Below are 18,527 nucleotides of genomic sequence, written 5' to 3' on the forward strand. Positions count from 1 at the left end.
GCTTGCCAAGCACACACGCCTCATGTTCAAATGAACACATGGATAGTGATAATCGCGCTTGCCCGAGCGTGTAACCGCCAGGTGTCGGTCATTCCCGCCCTGTTGATGCTTTTCGTTGCACTGATCATGGATGTGTTCAGCCGCGACCTTTACAATGTAGATTCATAATATGTGCTCACGAGGCCACCGCACCTTCCGAGCGGCGAGCCCGAGACGTCGTCCGGGTGGGACAGGAAAACGCTTCCGCGGCCATCGGCCGGTGTTCCCCCGGTGTGACAGGATCTATCGCAGTGCTACAGGTCGGTGTGGCGGCCCCGCCCCGCCGTCGTGGCGCACCACGTTGGCAAGCCCTCAGTCGTCAGGATTCCCACGATGCTGAAAGCCGGTCGCTCCCAGGAGGAGATTCGCCGGCACAACCTTGGCGTTCTGCTCCGGCACGTCCACCTGGGCGGCCCGCTCTCCCGCACGGCACTGGCCGACCGGATGGGCCTGAACCGCAGCACGATCATGGGGCTGACCGGGGACCTCGCCTCGGCGGGCCTGGTCCGCGAGGAACTCCCCAAGGACACCGGCAAGGCGGGCCGGCCGTCGCTGGTGGTCCGCCCGGAGTCCGGCCGGTTCCACGTGATGGCCTTCGACGTGCGCGTGGACCGGCTGGTCGCCGCCAGGGTCGGGCTGGGCGGAACGATCCTGGACCGCAGGGAGGCGGTCCGGCCCCGCGCCGGGGCCGACCTCGACGACGTGGTCGGCACCCTCGCCGCCTTCGCCCGCGAGATGGACCGCGAGGCACCCTCGGACTCGGTGTGCGTCGGGGTCGGCGCCGCCTACTGCGGCATGATCAGGCCCGGTGACGGGATGGTGCGTTTCGGGCCGAACATGGGCTGGGTGGACCAGGCCTTCGGCACCGAACTCGGTCTCAGGCTGGGACTCGGGCTCCCGGTGGCGGTCGGCAACGAGGCTCACCTGGGCGCGCTGGCCGAGCTCGAACGCGGGGTGGGCGTCGGCTTCCAGAACCTGGTCTACCTGCACGGGGACGTCGGCGTGGGCGGCGGGATCATCGTCGGCGGCAAGCTGCTCGACGGTGACGGCGGGTACGGCTGCGAGCTCGGGCACATGATGGTGAACCCGTACAACGGGCGGCCCTGCGGGTGCGGCTCGCGCGGCTGTCTTGAGGCGGAGGTCGGCGAGCAGGCCCTGATCGACGCCGCCGGCCGCTCCTCCGAGCTCACCGGCCGCGAGGGCGTACGGGCGGTGGTGGAGGCCGCCGACCGAGGGGATCCCGCGGCCACGGAGGCGCTGCTCCGGATCGGCGACTGGCTCGGCATCGGGGTGGCGAACCTGATCAACCTCTTCAACCCCGGCTTGGTGATCTTCGGCGGGATGTTGCGCGAGGTCTACCCGGGCGCGGCGGCCCAGGTGCACAGGCGGGTGGAGGCGAACGTACTGGTGATCTCCCGGGAGAGGGTGCGGCTGCGCGTCTCGGCTCTCGGGGACGACGCCACCCTGGTCGGCGCGGCCGAACTCGCCTTCTCCGAGCTCCTCGCCAACCCCCTGGAGGTGCTCGCCACAAGGACCGGCCGGATCGAGACGGAGGCGGCGCCCCCCGCGTCACGGTGACCGGTCTCACGCGCAGGTAAGGCCGGCACCGGACCTCACTTCGGGTCGGGGCCGCCAAATGCCGGCGGCCTTCCGCGCCACAGCGACCGGCCGCGCACCGGGTCAGGATCTCCAGGTGCCGGGGTACCCCGGCCTCACTCCGGGTCGGGGACCGCGAGATGCCATCTGAGCCATTCGACGACGTTCTTGACGAAGGTCACCCGGTTCGGGATCTGCCGGATCTCGTGCCCTTCGTCCTCGAACAGCAGCAGCTCGCAGGGCACCTGACGGGCCCGCGCCGCCTGGAGCACCTGCTCGGCCTCGTACAGGGGGACGTTGGTGTCCTGGGCACCGTGCACGACCAGCAGCGGAGCGGTGAGCCGGTCGAAGGAGTGCAGGGGTGACAGGGCCCGCAGCAGCTCGCGGTCGGTGACGGGGTGGCCGTACTCGCTGACCGCCGCCGCGGCGATCCACGGCTCGGTCCGCTCGTAGAAGGTCTCGAAGTCGGCCATGCCGCAGACGTCGACTCCGGCGCGGAAGAGGCGCGGGTGGGTGACGAGGGCGGCCAGCGTGAGATAGCCGCCGTAGGAGCGGCCCATGCAGGCGATCTTGGCCGGGTCGGCGATGCCCGCCCGCGCCAGTTCCAGGGCGCAGTCGGCGACGTCGTTGATCGCGTCGAAGCGGAGGGCGTGGTTGTCGGCGTTGCGGAAGGCCCTGCCGAAACCCGTCGAGCCTCGGATGTTCGCCGCGAACACCCCGATCCCCGCGGCCATCAGGTTCTGGAACAGCGGGTTGAAGGTGGGCCTCTCCTGGCTCTCGGGGCCACCGTGCAGGTAGACGACGAAGGGGGCGGGGCCGGGGGCGTCCGGGACCCGGTAGAGCCAGCCGGTCAGCTCCATGCCGTCCCTCGCCTGGAAGCGCATCAGCTCCGCGCCGGCCGCCTCGGGAATCCGATCCGATCCCGCGATCCGCCGGTAGCCGCCCACCTCCAGGTCGCAGAGCAGCACGTGGGAGGGGTGGCCGGGTCCTTCGGCCGCCAGGACGGCGAGACTGCCGTCCAGGGACACCCTGATCGAGGACACCACCTCGGCGGGCAGGGGCGGGAGCGGACGCGTCCGGCCGGTGTCCAGCTCGATCACCTCCAGCCCCGAGCGGCCGGATTCGTTCCACACCAGCACCACGCGGTGGCCGTCGGAGCTCAGCGCGAACTGGTCCAGCTCGGCGTCCGAGCGCTCGGCCAGCACGACGCCCACCCCGTCCTCGCCCACCGCGACCAGCGCGGCCCGGTCGCGGCCGACATCGGACAGCAGGTAGGCGGTGCTCCCGTCGGGAGAGAGGATGCCGTAGTCGGTGGTGCCGGTCAGCCCGGCCAGCAGCGGCAGCTCCCCGTAGCCTGGCAGGTCACCGGCGGCCTCGTCGGGAAGGCTCGCGGGCAGGCCGGGCGGGACATCTTCGAGATGGCCCGCGGGAAGGTCGACGCGAATCCCGGCCGGAGGTTCGGCGGGAGGGCCGGGCGAGGCGTCGGAGAGATCTCCGGCGGCCAGGCCGAGGTAAACGCCGACGGGAAGGTCGGCAGAAAGGTCACCGGGCGGGTCCGCGGCGAGATCCCCGGGATGGGACAGGCCGGGCACGAGAGCGCCGGGACCCGCGGGGTCGCCGGCGAGGGCGGGAGGGTGGCCCGTGGGGTCGCCGGGGAGGGGCGGGAGATCGGCCACGTACATCCGGCGCACGCCGCGCGGGCCGCGCCGCAGCAGCATCCGCCGGTGGTCACGGCTCACCGCGGCCGGGTGCATGAGCGCCCCCGCCGCGATCACCTCCCGGCTTCCCGAGCCCGCGTCGATCAGCACCGCGTCCGTACGGCCAGAGGAGGAGACCTCCGCGACGAGGAGGACCTCCCCCTGGCCCGTCCAGCGCACGAACGACGCCGACCCGCCCTCGGGCGCGGCCAGCGGGCGCAGGTCGCCGCCGTCGGCCCTCACCGTCCAGACCTGCGTGTGCTCCCCGCCGCCGGGCACGACGAGGACGGCGAGCCGCCGGGCGTCGGGGGACCAGCTCACGTCGGCGACGGGCTCGGCCCCCGTGTCGATCGGCCAGGCGCCTCGGTCCTCCTCCTGGAGATCCAGGAGATCCTCGAGCTCTCCCGGAGGCCACGCCTCCAGGTCTCTTCCGAGGGGCTGGATCCAGACCCTCGGCGAGCCCTCCCGGTCGCCGATGAAGGCGACGGCGCTCAAGTCGGGCGCCAGGGCGGGCGCCCGGCAGCTCCAGGCGGTCAGGCCTGTGCCCATCGAGGGGCGGGAACGGGCGCCGAGAATTTCGGTCATCAAACTCCTTGTGCCTGCAACCACAGCTCCAGGAGTCCGAGTTGCCACAACGCGTTCGCACCCAGGGTAGTGCGGTGTTCGTCCGGAGCCGCCAGCAACTTGTCGACATATGGCTGGTCGAACAGGCCGCGGGCCCTCGCGGCGGGGCCGGTCAGCGCCTCCCTGACGAGTTCCAGATACGGACCGTGGATGTGCCTGATGGCCGGGACCGGAAAGTACCCCTTGGGCCGGTCGATGATCTCGGCGGGCAGCAGTTTGCGCGCGGCACCCTTCAAGATGCCCTTGCCGCCGGAGGCGAGCTTGAGCTCGGGCGGGCAGGCCGCCGCCAGTTCGACGAGTTCGTGGTCGAGGAACGGGGTCCTGGCCTCAAGCCCGAAGGCCATGGTCATGTTGTCCACGCGCTTGACCGGGTCGTCGACGAGCATGACGTTCGTGTCCAGGCGCAGCGCCGCGTCGAGCGCGGTGTCCGCGCCTGGCCTGGCGAGGTGACGGCGGACGAAGTCGCCGCTGACGTCCTCGTCCAGCATGTACTCGGGGGACAGGATCTCGGCCAGCGCCGCGTGCGAGCGGTCGAAGAACTCCCTCTCGTAGACGGCGGCGGCGTCCTCGCGCGACACGCCGGCGAGCGGCGGGTACCAGCTGTAGCCGGCGAACACCTCGTCGGCGCCCTGGCCTGACTGGACGACCTTGACGTGCTTGGAGACCTCCTCCGACAGCAGGTGGAAGGCGACGCAGTCGTGGCTCACCATCGGCTCGCTCATGGCGAGCACCGCGTGCTCCAGGGCGGGCAGCATGCGGGTGTCGTCGATGAGGATGCGCTGGTGATCGGTGCCGAACTCCCTGGCGACCAGGTCGGAGTAGGCGAACTCGTCCCCACGCTCCCCTCCCGCCGACGGGAAGCCGATGCTGAAGGTCGCGAGGCCCGCCTGCCCCTCCTCGGCCAGCAGCGCGACGATCAGGCTGGAGTCCAGGCCCCCCGACAGCAGCACGCCCACGGGCACGTCCGCGACCATGCGCCTGCGTACGGCCGTCCGCAGTTGGTCGAGCACGGCCTCGCACCACTCGTCCGGGGTGAGCCCGGCGTACTCGGGCAGGGCCGAGCGGGTGTGCGGCGGCTGCCAGTAGAGGTGGTCGGTGACGGTGCCGTCGGGCTCGACGGTGCGCACCGTGGCCGGGGGGAGCTTGCGCACCCCGGCGAGGACGGTGCGCTCGGCGGGCACCACCGAGTGGAACGTCATGTAGTGGTGCAGGGCGACCCGGTCGATGCCGGTGTCCACCCCACCCCCGGCGAGCAGCGCGGGCAGCGACGAGGCGAAACGCAGTCGCCTCGCGTCCTGGGTGACGTACAGCGGTTTTATCCCCAGCCGGTCTCTGCCGAGGGTGAGCCTGCCGGTGTCGCGCTCGGCGACCGCGAAGGCGAACATGCCCCTGAAGCGGTCGACGCAGCCACTCCCCCAGCGGTGGAAGGACTTCACCAGCACCTCGGTGTCGGAGGTGGAGAAGAAGCGGTAGCCCAGGCCCTCCAGCTCGCGCCGTAACTCACGGTAGTTGTACAGGCATCCGTTGAAGACTCCCGTCAGGCCGAGGTCGCTGTCCACCATCGGCTGGGCACCCCGGTCCGACAGATCGATGATCCTCAGACGCCGGTGGCCGAGGGCGACCGGCCCCAGCGACCACAGGCCGGCCCCGTCGGGGCCCCTGTCGTGCATCACATCGTTCATCCGGGCCACTGCGGCGACGTCCGCCGGGCGGCCGTCGAACCGGAGCTCACCGCTCAAACCACACATCGAAACCCCCCGGTGACCGGCTCACGCCGGAACTCACCGCTCAGATCGCACATCTCACGCCTCGGGCTCGCGCCTGAGCTCATCGCTCAAGCCCCACCTCGACGTCCCCACTCGGCAGCCAGGTGTCCTTGGAACCACCCCCCTGGGAGGAGTTGACGATCATGCTGCCGGCCGGGGCGACGCGGGTCAGCGCGGTCGGCGGCACCTTCGCGGTCTCGCCGAAGCAGACGAAGGCCCGAAGGTCGACGACGCGCGGGCTCAACCGGTCTCCGTCGAAGGTCGGGTGCGTCGACAGCCGGACCGTCTCCTGGGCGACCCAGCCCTCGGGGGAGGCGAGGATCGTCTTCCTGACCTGTTCGAGCTCGTCGGCGGAGGCGTCGGGGCCGACGACCACGCCCTGCCCGCCGAACCCGTCCACCGGCTTGACGACCAGCTCGGCCAGCCGGTCGAGCACCTGCTCGCGGTCCGCGGCGTCGCGGCACAGGTAGGTGGGGACGTTGTCGATGAGGGGTCGCTCGCCGAGGTAGTACTCGATGATGCGCGGCACGTACCGGTACAGGCACTTGTCGTCGGCCACGCCGTTGCCCGGCGCGTTGGCCAGGACGAGCGCGGAACGCTCGACGGCGTCCATGATCTCCAGCCCGAGGCGCCCGCCGAGCAGCGCGCTCTCCTCGATCCTGCGGTAGAGCACCTCGATCCTGCGCCCGTCGATCTCCAGATGACCGTTCTTGAAGGACAGGTCGGCCGGTACGGCGAGGACCACTCCCAGTTCCTCGGCGAGCATCCTGTGCTCGTAGTAGGCGGAGTCCTCGGGTCCCGCCGAGACGACGGCGAGGGCCGACGGGTCACCGGAGCCCGCCGCGAGCAGTGCCTCCCACAGGATCCGCAGGCCCGCGCTCGGGTCGGCGACCTCCTCGCCGGGGGCGAGTTCCGGCATCAGCTCGTTGATCAGCCGCCTGTTGGTCACGGCGTATCCGAGCCCGGAGGGCACCCGGAGGTTGTCCTCGAGCACCGCCCAGCGGCCGACGTTGTCGCGGACCAGGTCCAGTCCGGCCACGGCGCAGCGTACGGTGCCCTGCGGCACCCTGCGGCCCGGCCTGCGGTAGCCGGGGGACTCGTCGACCACCCACGCGGGGATCGTGCCGTCCCTGATGATCTCGCGTCCCTCGTAGATGTCGTGCAGGAACGCCTCCAGCGCGCGCACCCGCTGCGGCAGCGCCCGCTGGATCCCCGTCCACTCGCCGGGCGGGACGAGCCGGGGAACCATGTCGAACGGGTAGATCCGGCTCTCGCCGCCTCCCTCGACCTGGAAGGTCATGCCGTTGTCGCGCTGGTAGGCGTCGCGCCTCTCCTCCCGCTCGCGCAGTCCCTCGACGCCCAGGCGGTCGAGGACCCGCAGCACCGGCTGGTAGGACTCGCGCACCGTGCCCTCGATGATCGCCTCGTCGCCGGGGGCCTCGTAGCCGTCGAGGAGATTGGTGTGCATCCTCGGCGTCGGCCCGCCGAAGGCGGTCTCCCACTCCTCCGATCGCGTCTCGGCGATGACGAGGTCGACCACGTCGGACAGCTGGCCGCCGCGGGCGTACGCCTGCCGCTGGCGGGCCGCCGAACTCCCCCTGGCGAGTGACTCCGTGGCCAGGGAGGTGACGAGCTCCCAGTCGCCGTACTGCTCCAGCTGCGGGCGCAGGCTGTTCACCATCCGCCGGATCACCTCGGCGGCCGGTCGCGGGGTGCCTTCGACCGGGTCGACGAGGTCGCCCTCCAGCCCGGAGCGCGAGGCCCGCCACGACGCGGCGCGGACCATCTCCAGGCGGACCGTGCGCTCGGGGCCGTTCTGCGCCGCGTCCAGCTCTCTCGCCACCAGGGCCCTGAACAGTCCGGCGATCAGCACGATGTCGCCCACTCGGGGGCAGGCGTCGCAGACCCGCAGTTCGATGGTGGGCAGGTGCGCCGAGGGCCGGATGTCGAAGTAGATCATGCCGGGGTCGGTGATCACTCCGGAGGCGACGAGGTCGCGCACCACCTGGTCGTACTCGGCGGCCGACTCGAACCTGGGGACGGGGCCGGCGGTGGGCCAGCGCTGCCACAGCAGCGGGCGGTAGCTGGCATACCCGGTATCGGACCCCAGCCAGTACGGCGAGCTGGAGCTGAGGGCGAGCAACGGGGGCAGCCACGGGGCGAGGCGATGGGCGACGGCCACGGCCAGGTCGCGGTCCTCGACGTCGGCGTGGAACTGCGTCCCGCAGATCAGCTGCTCGCGGGTGAGCAGCTGGTAGTCGGCGAGCATCTGCTCGTAGCGGGGATCAGGGGAGATCTTCAGCGCCTCCAGATCCACCATCGGTACGCTGCCCGCCGCCACGATTCCCAGGCCGAGTCCGTCCGCCGCCTGGATCACCGTGCGGCGTAGCGCGGTCAGGTCGTGCCCGAGGTCCTCCAGGTGCATGAAGGGTCTGCTGTTGGCCTCGACCACGGAACGCTGCAGCTCATGGGTGAAGCGTTCCGCCGGCAGCTGTTCCAGCAGGACACCGGCCCGTGGGACCAGGTGCCGGGTGTCGACATCGACAACGTGGAACTCCTCTTCGACGCCGACCGCGATCGGCCCCGCCAGACCCGCCATTGCCTCATCACCCCTGAACTACGCCGGTTAATGCGTTTTTTGTTCTTTGCCCGAAAAAGGGAGTTTCGCACTTCACCGCACACTTTGGGCGAAAGTGAAACTGTGCGCCCGCTCCCCGCGATCGGGACAGACCCGCTTCCCTTCCGGCGGGAAGACTCACCTGTTTCCGCGGAAAGATCTCACCGGAGTTTCAAACAAAGCACCGTCGGCGACCGGCCGCGGTGAGAGTCCGTCCAACCCGTCCAATGGGGCCTCCTTCAAGAGGCTTCGCCCAAGGGGTCCCTTCCAAGGGCCCCTGTCCGAAGGGCCCCCTGCGCGAGCGGTTGCGGCCCTGGCCGGCCCGGCTCGATGACCGGAGACGACCGGTAAGTCCCCGGACCTACGCCGGCGGTGACCCGGCCGGAGAATCCCCGTCTCCTGACAGCTCGGCGTCCGGCCGCTCCCGCACGGGAGACGCCCCGGACCGATCCGGCGGCCCGAGCGGATCCTCGTGATCGGACGGGCCCGCGGGCGGCTCGACCTCTTCCAGCCGTGACTCGATCATACGCGGCGGCCTGGACGCGCCCCCCGGCGGCGTCCCGAACGTGTCGGGAAACGCGTGAACTCCGAGCGCCTCCGGCCGATCGCCCGACGGGTCGGGCGGATCGAGAAGCTGCCGTACGGGCGGGCTGTCGAGGAACGTGGAGACCGCGTCGACCACCCCCTCCCCCAGGGGACGGAACGCGTCGACCACGGCCTGGGCGGGTGGGCCGAGGCGGGCGCCGACCTCCTGAATGAAGTCTTCCAGCACCTGCGGCAGCGGCGGCACCGGCAGGCCGAGCTGGGGCTTCGGCCGCGCCTTCTCCGGCGGTGTCCAGCGCATCGAGTCGTCGCTCATGGCGAGCCATTCGTCGACGGCACCGTCGATGGAGTCGAGCACGTGATCGGAATCGTCTGGCATGGCGGCTCCCCTCATGACCGGGATCCGATAAGACGACGGTACCTCGCCCCGCCTCCCCGGGGCAGAGGAGGGTCGCGACCGTCACCGACGGTGAACCGCACCACCGCTGGAACGCCCGTTTCCTTCGCCCGGCGGACCGGCACCTGTACGGCGACCGTACGGTGGTGGAACCCCGATCATCGAAGCCCGTTATCTGGCATAACCCCCTCAACAGGGGGAATAAGCTGTCGATGCTCTCTCAAAATCGTCCTGCCGGTAGTGACACGTTCACATTCCTCGGTGCGATCATGCGTAATCCCCACCAGCTGGGGGCGATCGCTCCCAGTTCGAAGGCCGTCGCACGCCTGGCGGCCTCGATCGTTCCCACAACCCCCGGAGCCACGGTCGTCGAACTCGGCGCGGGCGGCGGAGTGATCAGCGACGCGATCCGCGACCGCCTCCCCGTGGGAGGACGGCAGCTTGCCATAGAGCTCAACGAGGGCATGGTGCACCATCTGCGGCGCAGCAGGCCCTGGCTGGAAGTGATCTCCGGGGACGCGGGTGACCTCGGCAAGATACTTCGGGAGGCCGGCCTGTCCCACGCCGACGCGATCGTCTCCTCACTCCCCTGGACCCTGTTCGAGGAGGCCCAGCAGAAACGCGTTCTGGAGGAGATCGCGACCTGTCTCGCCCCCGGCGGCGCCTTCAGCACGATCACGACGCTGACCGTGATGCCGTTCCAGCGCTCCAGGCACTTCCGCGGCCTCATGAACAGCACGTTCGCCACCGTCGACACCCTGGGGCCGATCTGGCGCAACGTACCTCCCGCCCTGGTGTACGCCGGGGTCGTGGCGGATGACCGGCTGGCCGGGGACGCGGCCGGCGGCCTGGCGGCCGGGGAGGCCGGCGGGTGAACGACCGGCCGGACACCGCCCGGCGGCGCCCCGGACACACCTGTGATCTCTTGACCACCGACGCGGAGGTGCGCCGGTGGGCGGAAAGCGACCGGCCGGGACGCTCGGCCTGGGAGCCGCCCGGCGTTCCGGGCGGCGGGCACGCGATGACCTCGCGATGATCTCCCGGTGACTTCCCATTGACCTCGCGTTGACCTCTTGGTGACGGTGGCCCGCGGCGGGCCGCCGTCACCGTGAGGTCAGAACCGGTCCCGTCCAGGTGAGATCGTCCAGGTTGACCACGATGGCGTCCTGGGTGCTGCGAGCGATGACCACGATCGCCTCCAGGTCGGGGTCGGGATTCTCCTCCCGGTGGGGGACGAAGGGCGGCACGAAGATGTAGTCGCCGGGTTCGGTGTCGATGCGCACCTCGACGGGCTCCTCCCCCTCGATGTCGGCGAAGACGAACGAGGGGTTGCCGCTGACGACGTAGATGGCGGTCTCGGACTCGCCGTGGTGGTGGTTCGCCGACGCGGTGGCGGGCGCCACGTGGGTCTGCCCCATCCACAGGCGGCTGGAGCCGACCGTGGCTCCGCTGATGGCCGCGCGGCGGCGCATGCCACCGGTCTGGGCGGTCTCGGAGGTGAGACCACCGGGCGCGATGTGGTGCAGGCGGCGGTGGAAGGGGTCTTCGGGAAGGACGATCGGCATCAGTCACTCCTGGCTCGGTCGGAAGGGTGCGGCGCGAGCGCGCCGAAACCTCCATCGTGGTACAGCAGCGGAGGGTGGGCGGGGTCGGTGTGCCCCTCCACGACCCGGCCGACGACCAGCCGGTGGTCCCCCGCGATGAACCGCTCCTGGGTGCGGCAGAGCAGCCACGCGGCCACCCCGTACAGCAGGGGTTCCCCTCCGGGGAGGGGTTCCCAGCGATCCCGGTCGGCGAACCTGTCGGCGCCCTTCCTGGCGAACAGCTCCGCCACGTCCCGCTGGTCTCCGGCGAGGATGTGGACGACGAACGCGTCCGTGTCCCGGATCGCCGGCCAGCTCGACGAGCCGACCGAGATGCCGAAGGACAGCAGCGGCGGATCGAGCGACATCGAGGTCAGCGAGGTCGCGGTGAAACCGGCGGGACCCGGGGCGGTGACGACGGCGACCCCGGCGGCGTGCCTGCGGAAGGCGGACAGGAAGACATCGCGCGGCTGCCCGCCGCCGACCGCTTCGGCGCTCATCGTGCCACCTCCTGTGCCGTGTCCCTGATGATCGGTTCGCCGTGAGTGTCCGGTCCTGCCCGGCCGGACGCGCCCGGGCTGCTCGGGGCCGGCTCCCCTGGCCGCGCGTGTCGCGCTCACGCGCCCACGCCCACGGGTTCGCGCCGCTCGGCCCCCTGCCGCAGCAGCGGCACCAGCTCGTCGCCCCAGCGCACGACGTCGTCCACCGGGTCGAAGCCGCGGATGAGGAAGGTCGTGACGCCGAGGTCGTGGTACTTCAGCAGCGCCTCGGCGACCTGCTCGGCGGTGCCGACCACGGCCGTGGAGTTGCCGCCGGGACCGATCAGGTTGGTCACGCCGTACCAGAGCCGCTCGTCGTGCACCTCCCGCTCGGCGCCCTGCTCCTGGAGCCTGGCGGCCCCGACGGAGGTCGACTCGCTCTTCCCCTTGCTCCAGCCGAGTCCGCCGCCGGAGACGCGCGCGGCGGTCGCGGCCCTGATCCGCTCGGCCCGCTCCCACGCCTCGGCCTCGGTCGCGGCGACGATCGGCCGGGTGGACAGGCTGAAGGTGATCTCCCGGCCGTGCCTGGCCGCCTCCTGCCTGACGCGCCGGATCCGCTCGGCGGTCTCGGCCAGCGGCTCGCCCCACAGCATGTAGACGTCGGCGTGCTCGGCCCCGGTCTGGACGGCCGCCGGGGAGGCCCCGCCGAAGTAGAGCGGAATGTCGGCCCTGACCGAGCTGTAGGCGCCCTCGAACCGGTAGAACTCACCCTCGTGATCGAACGGCTCGGCCGAGGTGAGCGTACGGCGCAGCACGGACATGAACTCGCCGGTACGCCGGTAGCGGCCACCGTGGTCGAGGAAGTCGCCGTCGCGACGCTGGTCGGCCTCGTCGCCGCCGGTGATGTGGTGGATGGCGACCCTGCCTCCCCCGGTGAGCTGGTCGAGAGTGGCGAGCTTCCTCGCCACCACCGTCGGGGCGACGAAGCCGGGCCGGTGCGCGATCAGCACGCGCAGCCGCTCGGTGGCGTGCAGCACCGACGCTGCGACGGCGAACCCGTCGGGCGAGGACGAGCCGTAGCCGATCAGCACCCGGTCGAACCCGGCGGCCTCGTGGGCGCGGGCGAACGTGGCCAGGTAGGGAACGTCGATGGGCGGGCCGTCGACGAAGGAACCGTGGGTCTCTGAGAAGTCCTTCGTACCGACCATGCCGAGAATCTCGATGGACATGCGTGTACTCCTTAGCGGGCGACGAAGCGGGGAACGGAACCGGAGGCCGGATCGGGGACGGGAGCGGAGGCGAGGTTCGGTGCGGGACCGGGACCGCCCGCGGACCCGCGGAAGGAAACGGAGCCGGGAGCAGGGCTTTCTGGAACAAGGCTTTCGGAAAGAGGGCTTTCGAGGGCGGAGCCGCGGCCGGGAACGGTCACGGCCACCGGGACGGGATCGAGGGCGGGCGTCGACGCGGCGGCCCGTGCGGGCCAGGTGCCGGTGTGGTGGCAGGCGACCGCGCGCCCGCCCCTGACGACCGGTTCGGGAACGACCGCGCAGGTCTCGGTGGCGAACGGGCAGCGGTGGGCGAAGACGCAGCCGCCGGTGGCGCCGACGGCACCGGCCACGCCTGTGGGCGCCGCCCGCAGCCGCTCCAGGCTGTGGCGGGCGGCACCGGCCACGCGTGGGGCCGAGGCGACGAGCAGCGCGGTGTAGGGGTGGCGAGGGTCGTCGAAGACCTCGCCGATCGGGCCCTCCTCGACGATCCGGCCCCGGTAGAGGACCGCGACCCGGTCGGCGACGCCCGCCAGGGAGCTGAGGTCGTGGGAGATGACGACGACACCGGCGCCGAGCCTGCCGCGCAGGTCGTCCAGGAGGCGCAGGATGTGGTTGCGGTTGGAGGCGTCCAGCGCGCTGACCGGCTCGTCGCAGATCAGCAGCGACGGCTCCGCGACGATCGCGCGGGCGATCGAGACGCGCTGCCGCTGCCCGCCGGAGATCTGGCCGGGCGTCCTGGCCGCGAGGGCGGGATCCAGGCCGACCAGCTCCAGTGCCGCCCGCACCCTGGCCGCGCGTTCGGCCGGGGGCACGCGCCGCACGGCCAGCCCTTCGCCGACGACGGTTCCCACGCTGTGGTCGGGATCGAGCGAGCGGAGCGGGTCCTGGAAGACGAACCGCACCTTTCCCGTACGGCGATGCGCCCGCAACGCCCTGCCTCTCAGCGAGGAGATCTCGACCCCCTCCACCTCGACCGAACCTGAGTCGGGGCCGACCAGGCCGACGACGGTCCTGGCCAGGGTCGTCTTGCCCGAGCCGGTCTCCCCCACGATCCCGAGGATCTCCCCGGCCCTGACGGTGAGGTCGACCTCGCTGAGGATCCGCACGGCGGGTCTGCCCAGTGACACGTTCAGGCCCCGCACGGCCAGCAGCGGCGCCCCCGCCGGGCCGGTGCGGGAGGTGGCCGCTGAGCCGCCCGCGGTCGCCCTGCCCGTCGCGGAGGTGCTCGCGGGACCGGTCGCGGTCGCGGAAGTCCACCCGGAACCGGTCACCGGGGTGTTCTCGGGGCCGCTCACAGGTCGTTCCCCCGCGCTCCGGCGCCGACGCCCACCGCGTCGCGCCCCGCCGGCTCCTGGCGCAGCAGGCAGCGGACCTCGCGCCCACCGGGGTGGGCGGTGAGGGGAACGGGAGCCGCCGAGCATGCCTCCTCGGCGAAGGAGCAGCGGCCGGCGAAGCGGCAGCCCGGCAGCGAGGCGCCCGCGGGCGGCGGCTGGCCGGGGATGACCTCCAGCGTCCGTCTGCCCCAGTCTCCGGCCGAGGCGACCCGCAGCAGAGCCTCGGTGTAGGGGTGCGCCGGACTGTCCAGGACCTCTCTCGCCGGTCCCGACTCGACGATCTCGCCGCCGTAGAAGACGACGATCCGGTCGCAGAGCGCCGCGATGACCGCCAGGTCGTGGGAGACGCAGACGATCGACAGGCCGCGCTCGGCGCGCAGCCGGGCGAGGAGTTCGAGCACCTCGGCCTGGACGGTCACGTCGAGGGCGGTGGTGGCCTCGTCGGCGATCAGCAGTTCGGGATCGCAGGAGACGGCGACGGCGATGAGGACCCGCTGGAGCATGCCGCCGGACAGCTCGTGCGGGTACTGGCCGTGGACCCGGGCCGGATCGTGCAGGCCCATCGCGCCCAGCAGTTCCACGGCGCGCTCGCGGGCGGCGCGCCGCCGCAGGCCGAGTTTGACCCGTAGTACCTCGGCGAGCTGGTCGCCGACCGGCAGGGACGGGTTCAGGTAGGAGGCGGGGTCCTGGAAGACCGCGCCGATCCTGCTCCCGCGGATCCCGAGCCACTGCCTACGGCTCGCCCCCGTCAGGTCGTGGCCGCCGAACTCGATCTCGCCGGAGCTCACCGAGCAGCCGGGGGCGAGGGCGCCGAGGACCGCGCGGCAGGTGAGGGTCTTGCCGCTGCCCGACTCACCGACCAGGCCGACGGCCTCGCCGGGGGCGACCTCGAAGGAAACCCCGCGCACGGCCTCGGCCCGGCCTCCGGAGACGGTCACGCGCAGGTCGCGCACGCTCAACAGCGCTTCAGCGGGCATGGACTTCCTCGCTCTCGTCGATACGGTGACTGTCGGTGTGCAGGCCGGTCGTGTCGCGTACGGCGTCGGCCAGGGCGTTGAGCGCGCCGACGGTCAGCATGATCACGACGGCGGGCGCGAGCGGGGCGAGTGGCCGCTGGTGGAGGTAGCCCAGGTCGCTGGCGAGCATCCCGCCCCAGGTGGGGGCGGGGGGTTCGACACCGATGCCGAGGAAGGCGAGGGAGGAGACCACCAGCAGCGCCGCGGCGGACGCCCCCGCCGCGGTCACCGCGACCGTCGGCAGCACCTTGCCCGCGATGTGGGTGCGCAGGATCCGGGAGCGGGACGCGCCGAGCAGTTCGGCCGCCTCGACGTACTGTGCGCGGGTGAAACCCAGCGCCGCCGTACGGGTGACCCGGTAGAACACCGGCGCGAGCAGCAGTCCGATGGCGGCCATCGCCTGGTGCGGGCCGTTGCCGAGGATCCCGGCGACGGCGATGGCGAAGATGACGAACGGCAGCGTGAGCAGCGCGTCCACCAGCCGCATCGTCGTCCACTCGAAGACCTTGCCGAAGAACACCGAGGCGAGGCCGGGGATCGCCCCCAGGAGCAGCCCGATGGCGACCGCCTCCGCCGCCGCGGCGATCGAGAGACCGGTCCCGGCGAGCAGCCGGCTGAGCACGTCGCGGCCGAGGTAGTCGGTGCCGAGGAGGTGCTCTCCCGACGGCCCGAGCAGGCGCAGCCGGGGGTTCTGCGCGAGCGGGTCGTGCGGGGCGAGCAGGTCGCCGAACACCGCGACGAGGAGCACGACGGTGAGGATCGTCACGGACAGCTTGACGGAGGGCAGCCGCCACGCCCTGCGGAAGGAGCTCATCGCACACCCCGCAGCCTGGCGACGGCCGCGTTGACGGTGACGTTGGAGACGAGCACCAGCGCGATGGTGGTGAGCAGCGCGCCCTGGATCACCGGGACGTCGTGCTTGAGCGCCGCCTCGCCGGTGAGCTGGCCGAGACCCGGCAGGGCGAAGACCGCCTCGGTCACCACCGCGCCGCCGATCAGGCGTGGGATGTGCATCCCGAGTACGGTGAGCGCCGGGCCCGCGGCGTTGCGCAACGCGTGCCGGAACAGCACCCGTCCCGCCGGGAGCCCGCGGACCACCGCGCCGGTCACGTAGTTCTCCCGCAGGGCGGCCACCAGGCCGGTACGGAGCTGCCTGGCGAGGTCGGCGGCGGCGTCGAGGCTGAGCGCGATCGCCGGGAGGGTTATCAGCCTCAGCCACTGGACGGGATCCTGGGTGAGCGGCACGTACCCGCCCGAGGGGAACACCGGGACGATCACGGCGAAGACCACGATCAGTCCGATGCCGACGACGAACGCGGGCAGGGTGGAGGCGACCGCGCAGACGGCGGTCACGATCCGGTCGAACCTGCCGCCGTTGCTCACCGCCGCGCCGACGCCGGCCGCGCCCCCGGTGAGGACCGCGATGAGCACCGCGAGGCCGGTGATCGACAGGTCGACGGGCAGGCGCTGCGCGATGCTCTCGGCGACCGGGAGCTGGGTGAACCAGGAGCGGCCCAGGTCTCCGGTGAGCGCGTTGCCCAGCCAGGTGACGTACTGCTCCAGGAAGGGGCGGTCGAGCCCGAACTCGTGGCTCATCCTGGCGATGTCCTCGGGGGTCGCGGTCTCTCCCAGCACCGCCGCCGCCGGATTGGCGTCGCCCAGCGCGCCCAGCCCGTAGGTGATGAAGGTGGAGACGAGCGCCACGACCACCAGGGCGACCGATCCGCGCGCCACCGCGCGCCACCGGGCGGTCCCCGCGCTCCGGCGGACCCGGGAGGGTCTTGCCGAGGGCACGGTCACGACGGGCCGGCCGACCTCTTCGTCCCCTCCGCCCCTCCTGGCTCCCCCGGTTTCCCCGTCTTCCCCCGCTCCCCGCGCGGACGCGGGGGCGCGTGATCCCAGCGCGGTCACGGGTTCGTCACCCGTACGCCGTCGAAGCGCTGCACCGCGAGGTTGGTGGGAAGCTCGGAGACCCTGGGGCTGCGGGCGAAGATGCGCGGTGTGGAGAACAGCCAGACGTTGGGCAGTTCCCTGACCCCGATGGCGACCGCGTCCTGGACGGTCTTGGCGTAGCCGGGATCGTCCGGCGGCGTGACGCGGACCCTGTCGAACTGCTCCAGCAGCGCCTTGGGAGTGTTGCGGCCGGGGTTCATCAGGCCCTCCGGCCCGTAGACGACGCCGAGCGCCTGCAGCGGCGACTCTCGGCCGACGAAGGCGTCGGGGGCGAGGGCCACGTTGTGCTGGACGTAGACGAGCTGGGTGTGCTGCGCCGGGGCGATGAGTTTGATCGTGGTCCTGATGCCCGCGGCCTTGAGCTGCTCCTGGACCTGCTCGGGCAGGCCCTCGGGGTCGGCGGTGGTCAGCGGGACGTCGATGCCGTCGGGGAACCCCGCCTCGGCGAGCAGCTTCCTGGCCTTGGCGGGGTCGTGCGGGTAGAGGTTCTCCAGCTCGGGGTTGTGGCCGAGGTGGCCCTTGGGGAACGGCTGCGTGTTCACCTCGCCGACGCCGAATCCCGAGGTCTCCAGCAGCGCCTCACGGTCGACCGCGTACTTCAGCGCCTCGGTGACCTTGGGGTTGTCGAACGGCGCGATCTTGTTGTTGACGTCCAGGACCCGGACCATGAGCGAGGGGATGAGGTCGACCTTCAGCCCGGCCGCCTTGGCCGCGTCGATCTGGGCGGCGGGCAGTATCGCGACGTCGAACTGGCCGGACTGGAGTCCGGCGACGACGGTGGCGGGCTCGGAGACGGTCTTCAGCTCGAACTTGGCCAGGTGGATGTTCGCGACGTCGTAGTAGGACGGGTTGCGGTCCAGGTTGGCGTGCGAGCCGGGAACGAGCTGGGTGAGGGTGAAGGGTCCCGCGCCCGCGGGCTTGGCGCTGACGGCCTTGGCGTCCGCCTCGAAGGCCCGGGGGTTGACGATCATCCCGGTCTTTCCCGCGAGCAGGTTGGGGATCTGGTGGTCGGGCCGGTCGAGCAGGATCCCGAACTCGGTCGGTGAGACGACCTCGACGTCCTTCACCCCGCGCAGCTGGGAGGCGATGAGCGAGTCCTTCTGGTCCCGGCCGCGCAGGAGGTTCTCGCGTACGGCCTCGGCGTCGAGCGGGGAGCCGTCGGAGAAGGTCAGCCCGGCCCTGAGGGTGAAGGTGACCCTCTTGCCGCCGTCGGTGTACTTCCAGGCGGTGGCCAGGCCGGGGACGGCGTCGCCCCTGTCGTCCAGGCGGGTGACGGCGCTGTAGACGAGGGACAGGGCGTTGACGTCGTTACCGGCGCTGGAGGTGACGGGATCCCACGTTGTGGGAAGGCTCCAGCCCCATTTGAGGGTGCCTCCCTCCGCGCCGGAGGCGGTGCCCACCGACTGGGTGCCGCCGCCACAGGCGGTCAACGCGAGAACGACCGAGATGAGCAGGGCCAGTGGTCGCAGAAGCCGACGGACAGGCATGACGGGGGTCCTCTCAGGGGAACGAGCCAGATCCCACATGGCAAGATCTTCATTCCACATAGTAGTAATTCCCTAAAAACCCGTCAAGAGTGTAGGAAATAGCTCTCCGCCCTAAGCTGGAACGGTGG

The 18,527-nt window shown here is 71.6% G+C and carries 14 protein-coding genes; 2 read left to right on the forward strand and 12 right to left on the reverse strand.

Translation table 11 applies throughout. The features are described from left to right. Window positions 1-372 precede the first annotated feature (372 nt). Entirely contained in the window at window positions 373-1,617 is a 1,245-nt protein-coding gene (locus ACFY3D_RS35935; protein ID WP_389988318.1) for an ROK family protein, read from the forward strand. 134 nt (window positions 1,618-1,751) lie between these two features. Here the strand turns inward: ACFY3D_RS35935 and ACFY3D_RS35940 are convergent, their stop codons facing one another. The 4 genes from ACFY3D_RS35940 to ACFY3D_RS35955 form a co-directional block, all read right to left on the reverse strand. Further along, window positions 1,752-3,917 carry a S9 family peptidase gene (locus ACFY3D_RS35940; protein WP_389988321.1) on the reverse strand — a complete coding sequence of 722 codons (2,166 nt, stop codon included), beginning with the start codon at window positions 3,915-3,917 and terminating at the stop codon, window positions 1,752-1,754. After that, window positions 3,917-5,704, reverse strand: a complete 1,788-nt coding sequence (locus ACFY3D_RS35945; protein ID WP_389988324.1) for an N-acetylglutaminylglutamine amidotransferase — start codon at window positions 5,702-5,704, stop codon at window positions 3,917-3,919. The genes ACFY3D_RS35940 and ACFY3D_RS35945 overlap by 1 nt, the downstream gene beginning before the upstream one ends. Window positions 5,705-5,783: 79 nt before the next feature. Then, the gene (locus ACFY3D_RS35950) at window positions 5,784-8,321 is read right to left on the reverse strand and encodes a glutamate--cysteine ligase (protein ID WP_389988327.1); all 2,538 of its coding nucleotides are present in this window, start codon (window positions 8,319-8,321) and stop codon (window positions 5,784-5,786) included. A gap of 379 nt (window positions 8,322-8,700) precedes the next feature. Beyond that, window positions 8,701-9,261, reverse strand: coding sequence for a hypothetical protein (locus tag ACFY3D_RS35955; protein ID WP_389988330.1), 561 nt, complete (start codon window positions 9,259-9,261; stop codon window positions 8,701-8,703). A gap of 287 nt (window positions 9,262-9,548) precedes the next feature. Between ACFY3D_RS35955 and ACFY3D_RS35960 the strand changes: the two genes are divergently transcribed. Next, window positions 9,549-10,154 carry a class I SAM-dependent methyltransferase gene (locus ACFY3D_RS35960; protein ID WP_389988333.1) on the forward strand — a complete coding sequence of 202 codons (606 nt, stop codon included), beginning with the start codon at window positions 9,549-9,551 and terminating at the stop codon, window positions 10,152-10,154. Window positions 10,155-10,382: 228 nt separating this feature from the next. Here the strand turns inward: ACFY3D_RS35960 and ACFY3D_RS35965 are convergent, their stop codons facing one another. From ACFY3D_RS35965 to ACFY3D_RS36000, 8 genes are all read right to left on the reverse strand, one after another. Beyond that, window positions 10,383-10,844 (reverse strand): cupin domain-containing protein, encoded by a 462-nt coding sequence (locus ACFY3D_RS35965; protein ID WP_362517181.1) that lies wholly within the window; start codon window positions 10,842-10,844, stop codon window positions 10,383-10,385. Beyond that, a complete protein-coding gene (locus tag ACFY3D_RS35970; protein ID WP_389988336.1) occupies window positions 10,844-11,362 on the reverse strand; it encodes a flavin reductase family protein in 519 nt (172 codons plus the stop codon). Before ACFY3D_RS35970 ends, ACFY3D_RS35965 begins: the two co-directional genes overlap by 1 nt. A 116-nt stretch (window positions 11,363-11,478) precedes the next feature. Continuing rightward, on the reverse strand, window positions 11,479-12,570 hold the full coding sequence (locus ACFY3D_RS35975; RefSeq protein ID WP_389988339.1) for an LLM class flavin-dependent oxidoreductase: 1,092 nt from the start codon (window positions 12,568-12,570) through the stop codon (window positions 11,479-11,481). A gap of 11 nt (window positions 12,571-12,581) precedes the next feature. Continuing rightward, window positions 12,582-13,904: an oligopeptide/dipeptide ABC transporter ATP-binding protein gene (locus ACFY3D_RS35980; RefSeq protein ID WP_389988342.1), complete on the reverse strand. Its 1,323-nt coding sequence runs from the start codon at window positions 13,902-13,904 to the stop codon at window positions 12,582-12,584. Then, window positions 13,901-14,920, reverse strand: a complete 1,020-nt coding sequence (locus ACFY3D_RS35985) for an ABC transporter ATP-binding protein (protein WP_389988344.1) — start codon at window positions 14,918-14,920, stop codon at window positions 13,901-13,903. Before ACFY3D_RS35985 ends, ACFY3D_RS35980 begins: the two co-directional genes overlap by 4 nt. Beyond that, on the reverse strand, window positions 14,910-15,773 hold the full coding sequence (locus ACFY3D_RS35990; protein ID WP_350948820.1) for an ABC transporter permease: 864 nt from the start codon (window positions 15,771-15,773) through the stop codon (window positions 14,910-14,912). Before ACFY3D_RS35990 ends, ACFY3D_RS35985 begins: the two co-directional genes overlap by 11 nt. Next, on the reverse strand, window positions 15,770-16,693 hold the full coding sequence (locus ACFY3D_RS35995; protein WP_389988347.1) for an ABC transporter permease: 924 nt from the start codon (window positions 16,691-16,693) through the stop codon (window positions 15,770-15,772). The genes ACFY3D_RS35990 and ACFY3D_RS35995 overlap by 4 nt, the downstream gene beginning before the upstream one ends. Before the next feature lie 173 nt (window positions 16,694-16,866). Then, window positions 16,867-18,399 carry an ABC transporter substrate-binding protein gene (locus ACFY3D_RS36000; RefSeq protein ID WP_389988350.1) on the reverse strand — a complete coding sequence of 511 codons (1,533 nt, stop codon included), beginning with the start codon at window positions 18,397-18,399 and terminating at the stop codon, window positions 16,867-16,869. Between the last annotated feature and the right edge of the window lie 128 nt (window positions 18,400-18,527).

The organism is Streptosporangium sp. NPDC000509 (assembly GCF_042898365.1).
Lineage (GTDB): Bacteria > Actinomycetota > Actinomycetes > Streptosporangiales > Streptosporangiaceae > Streptosporangium.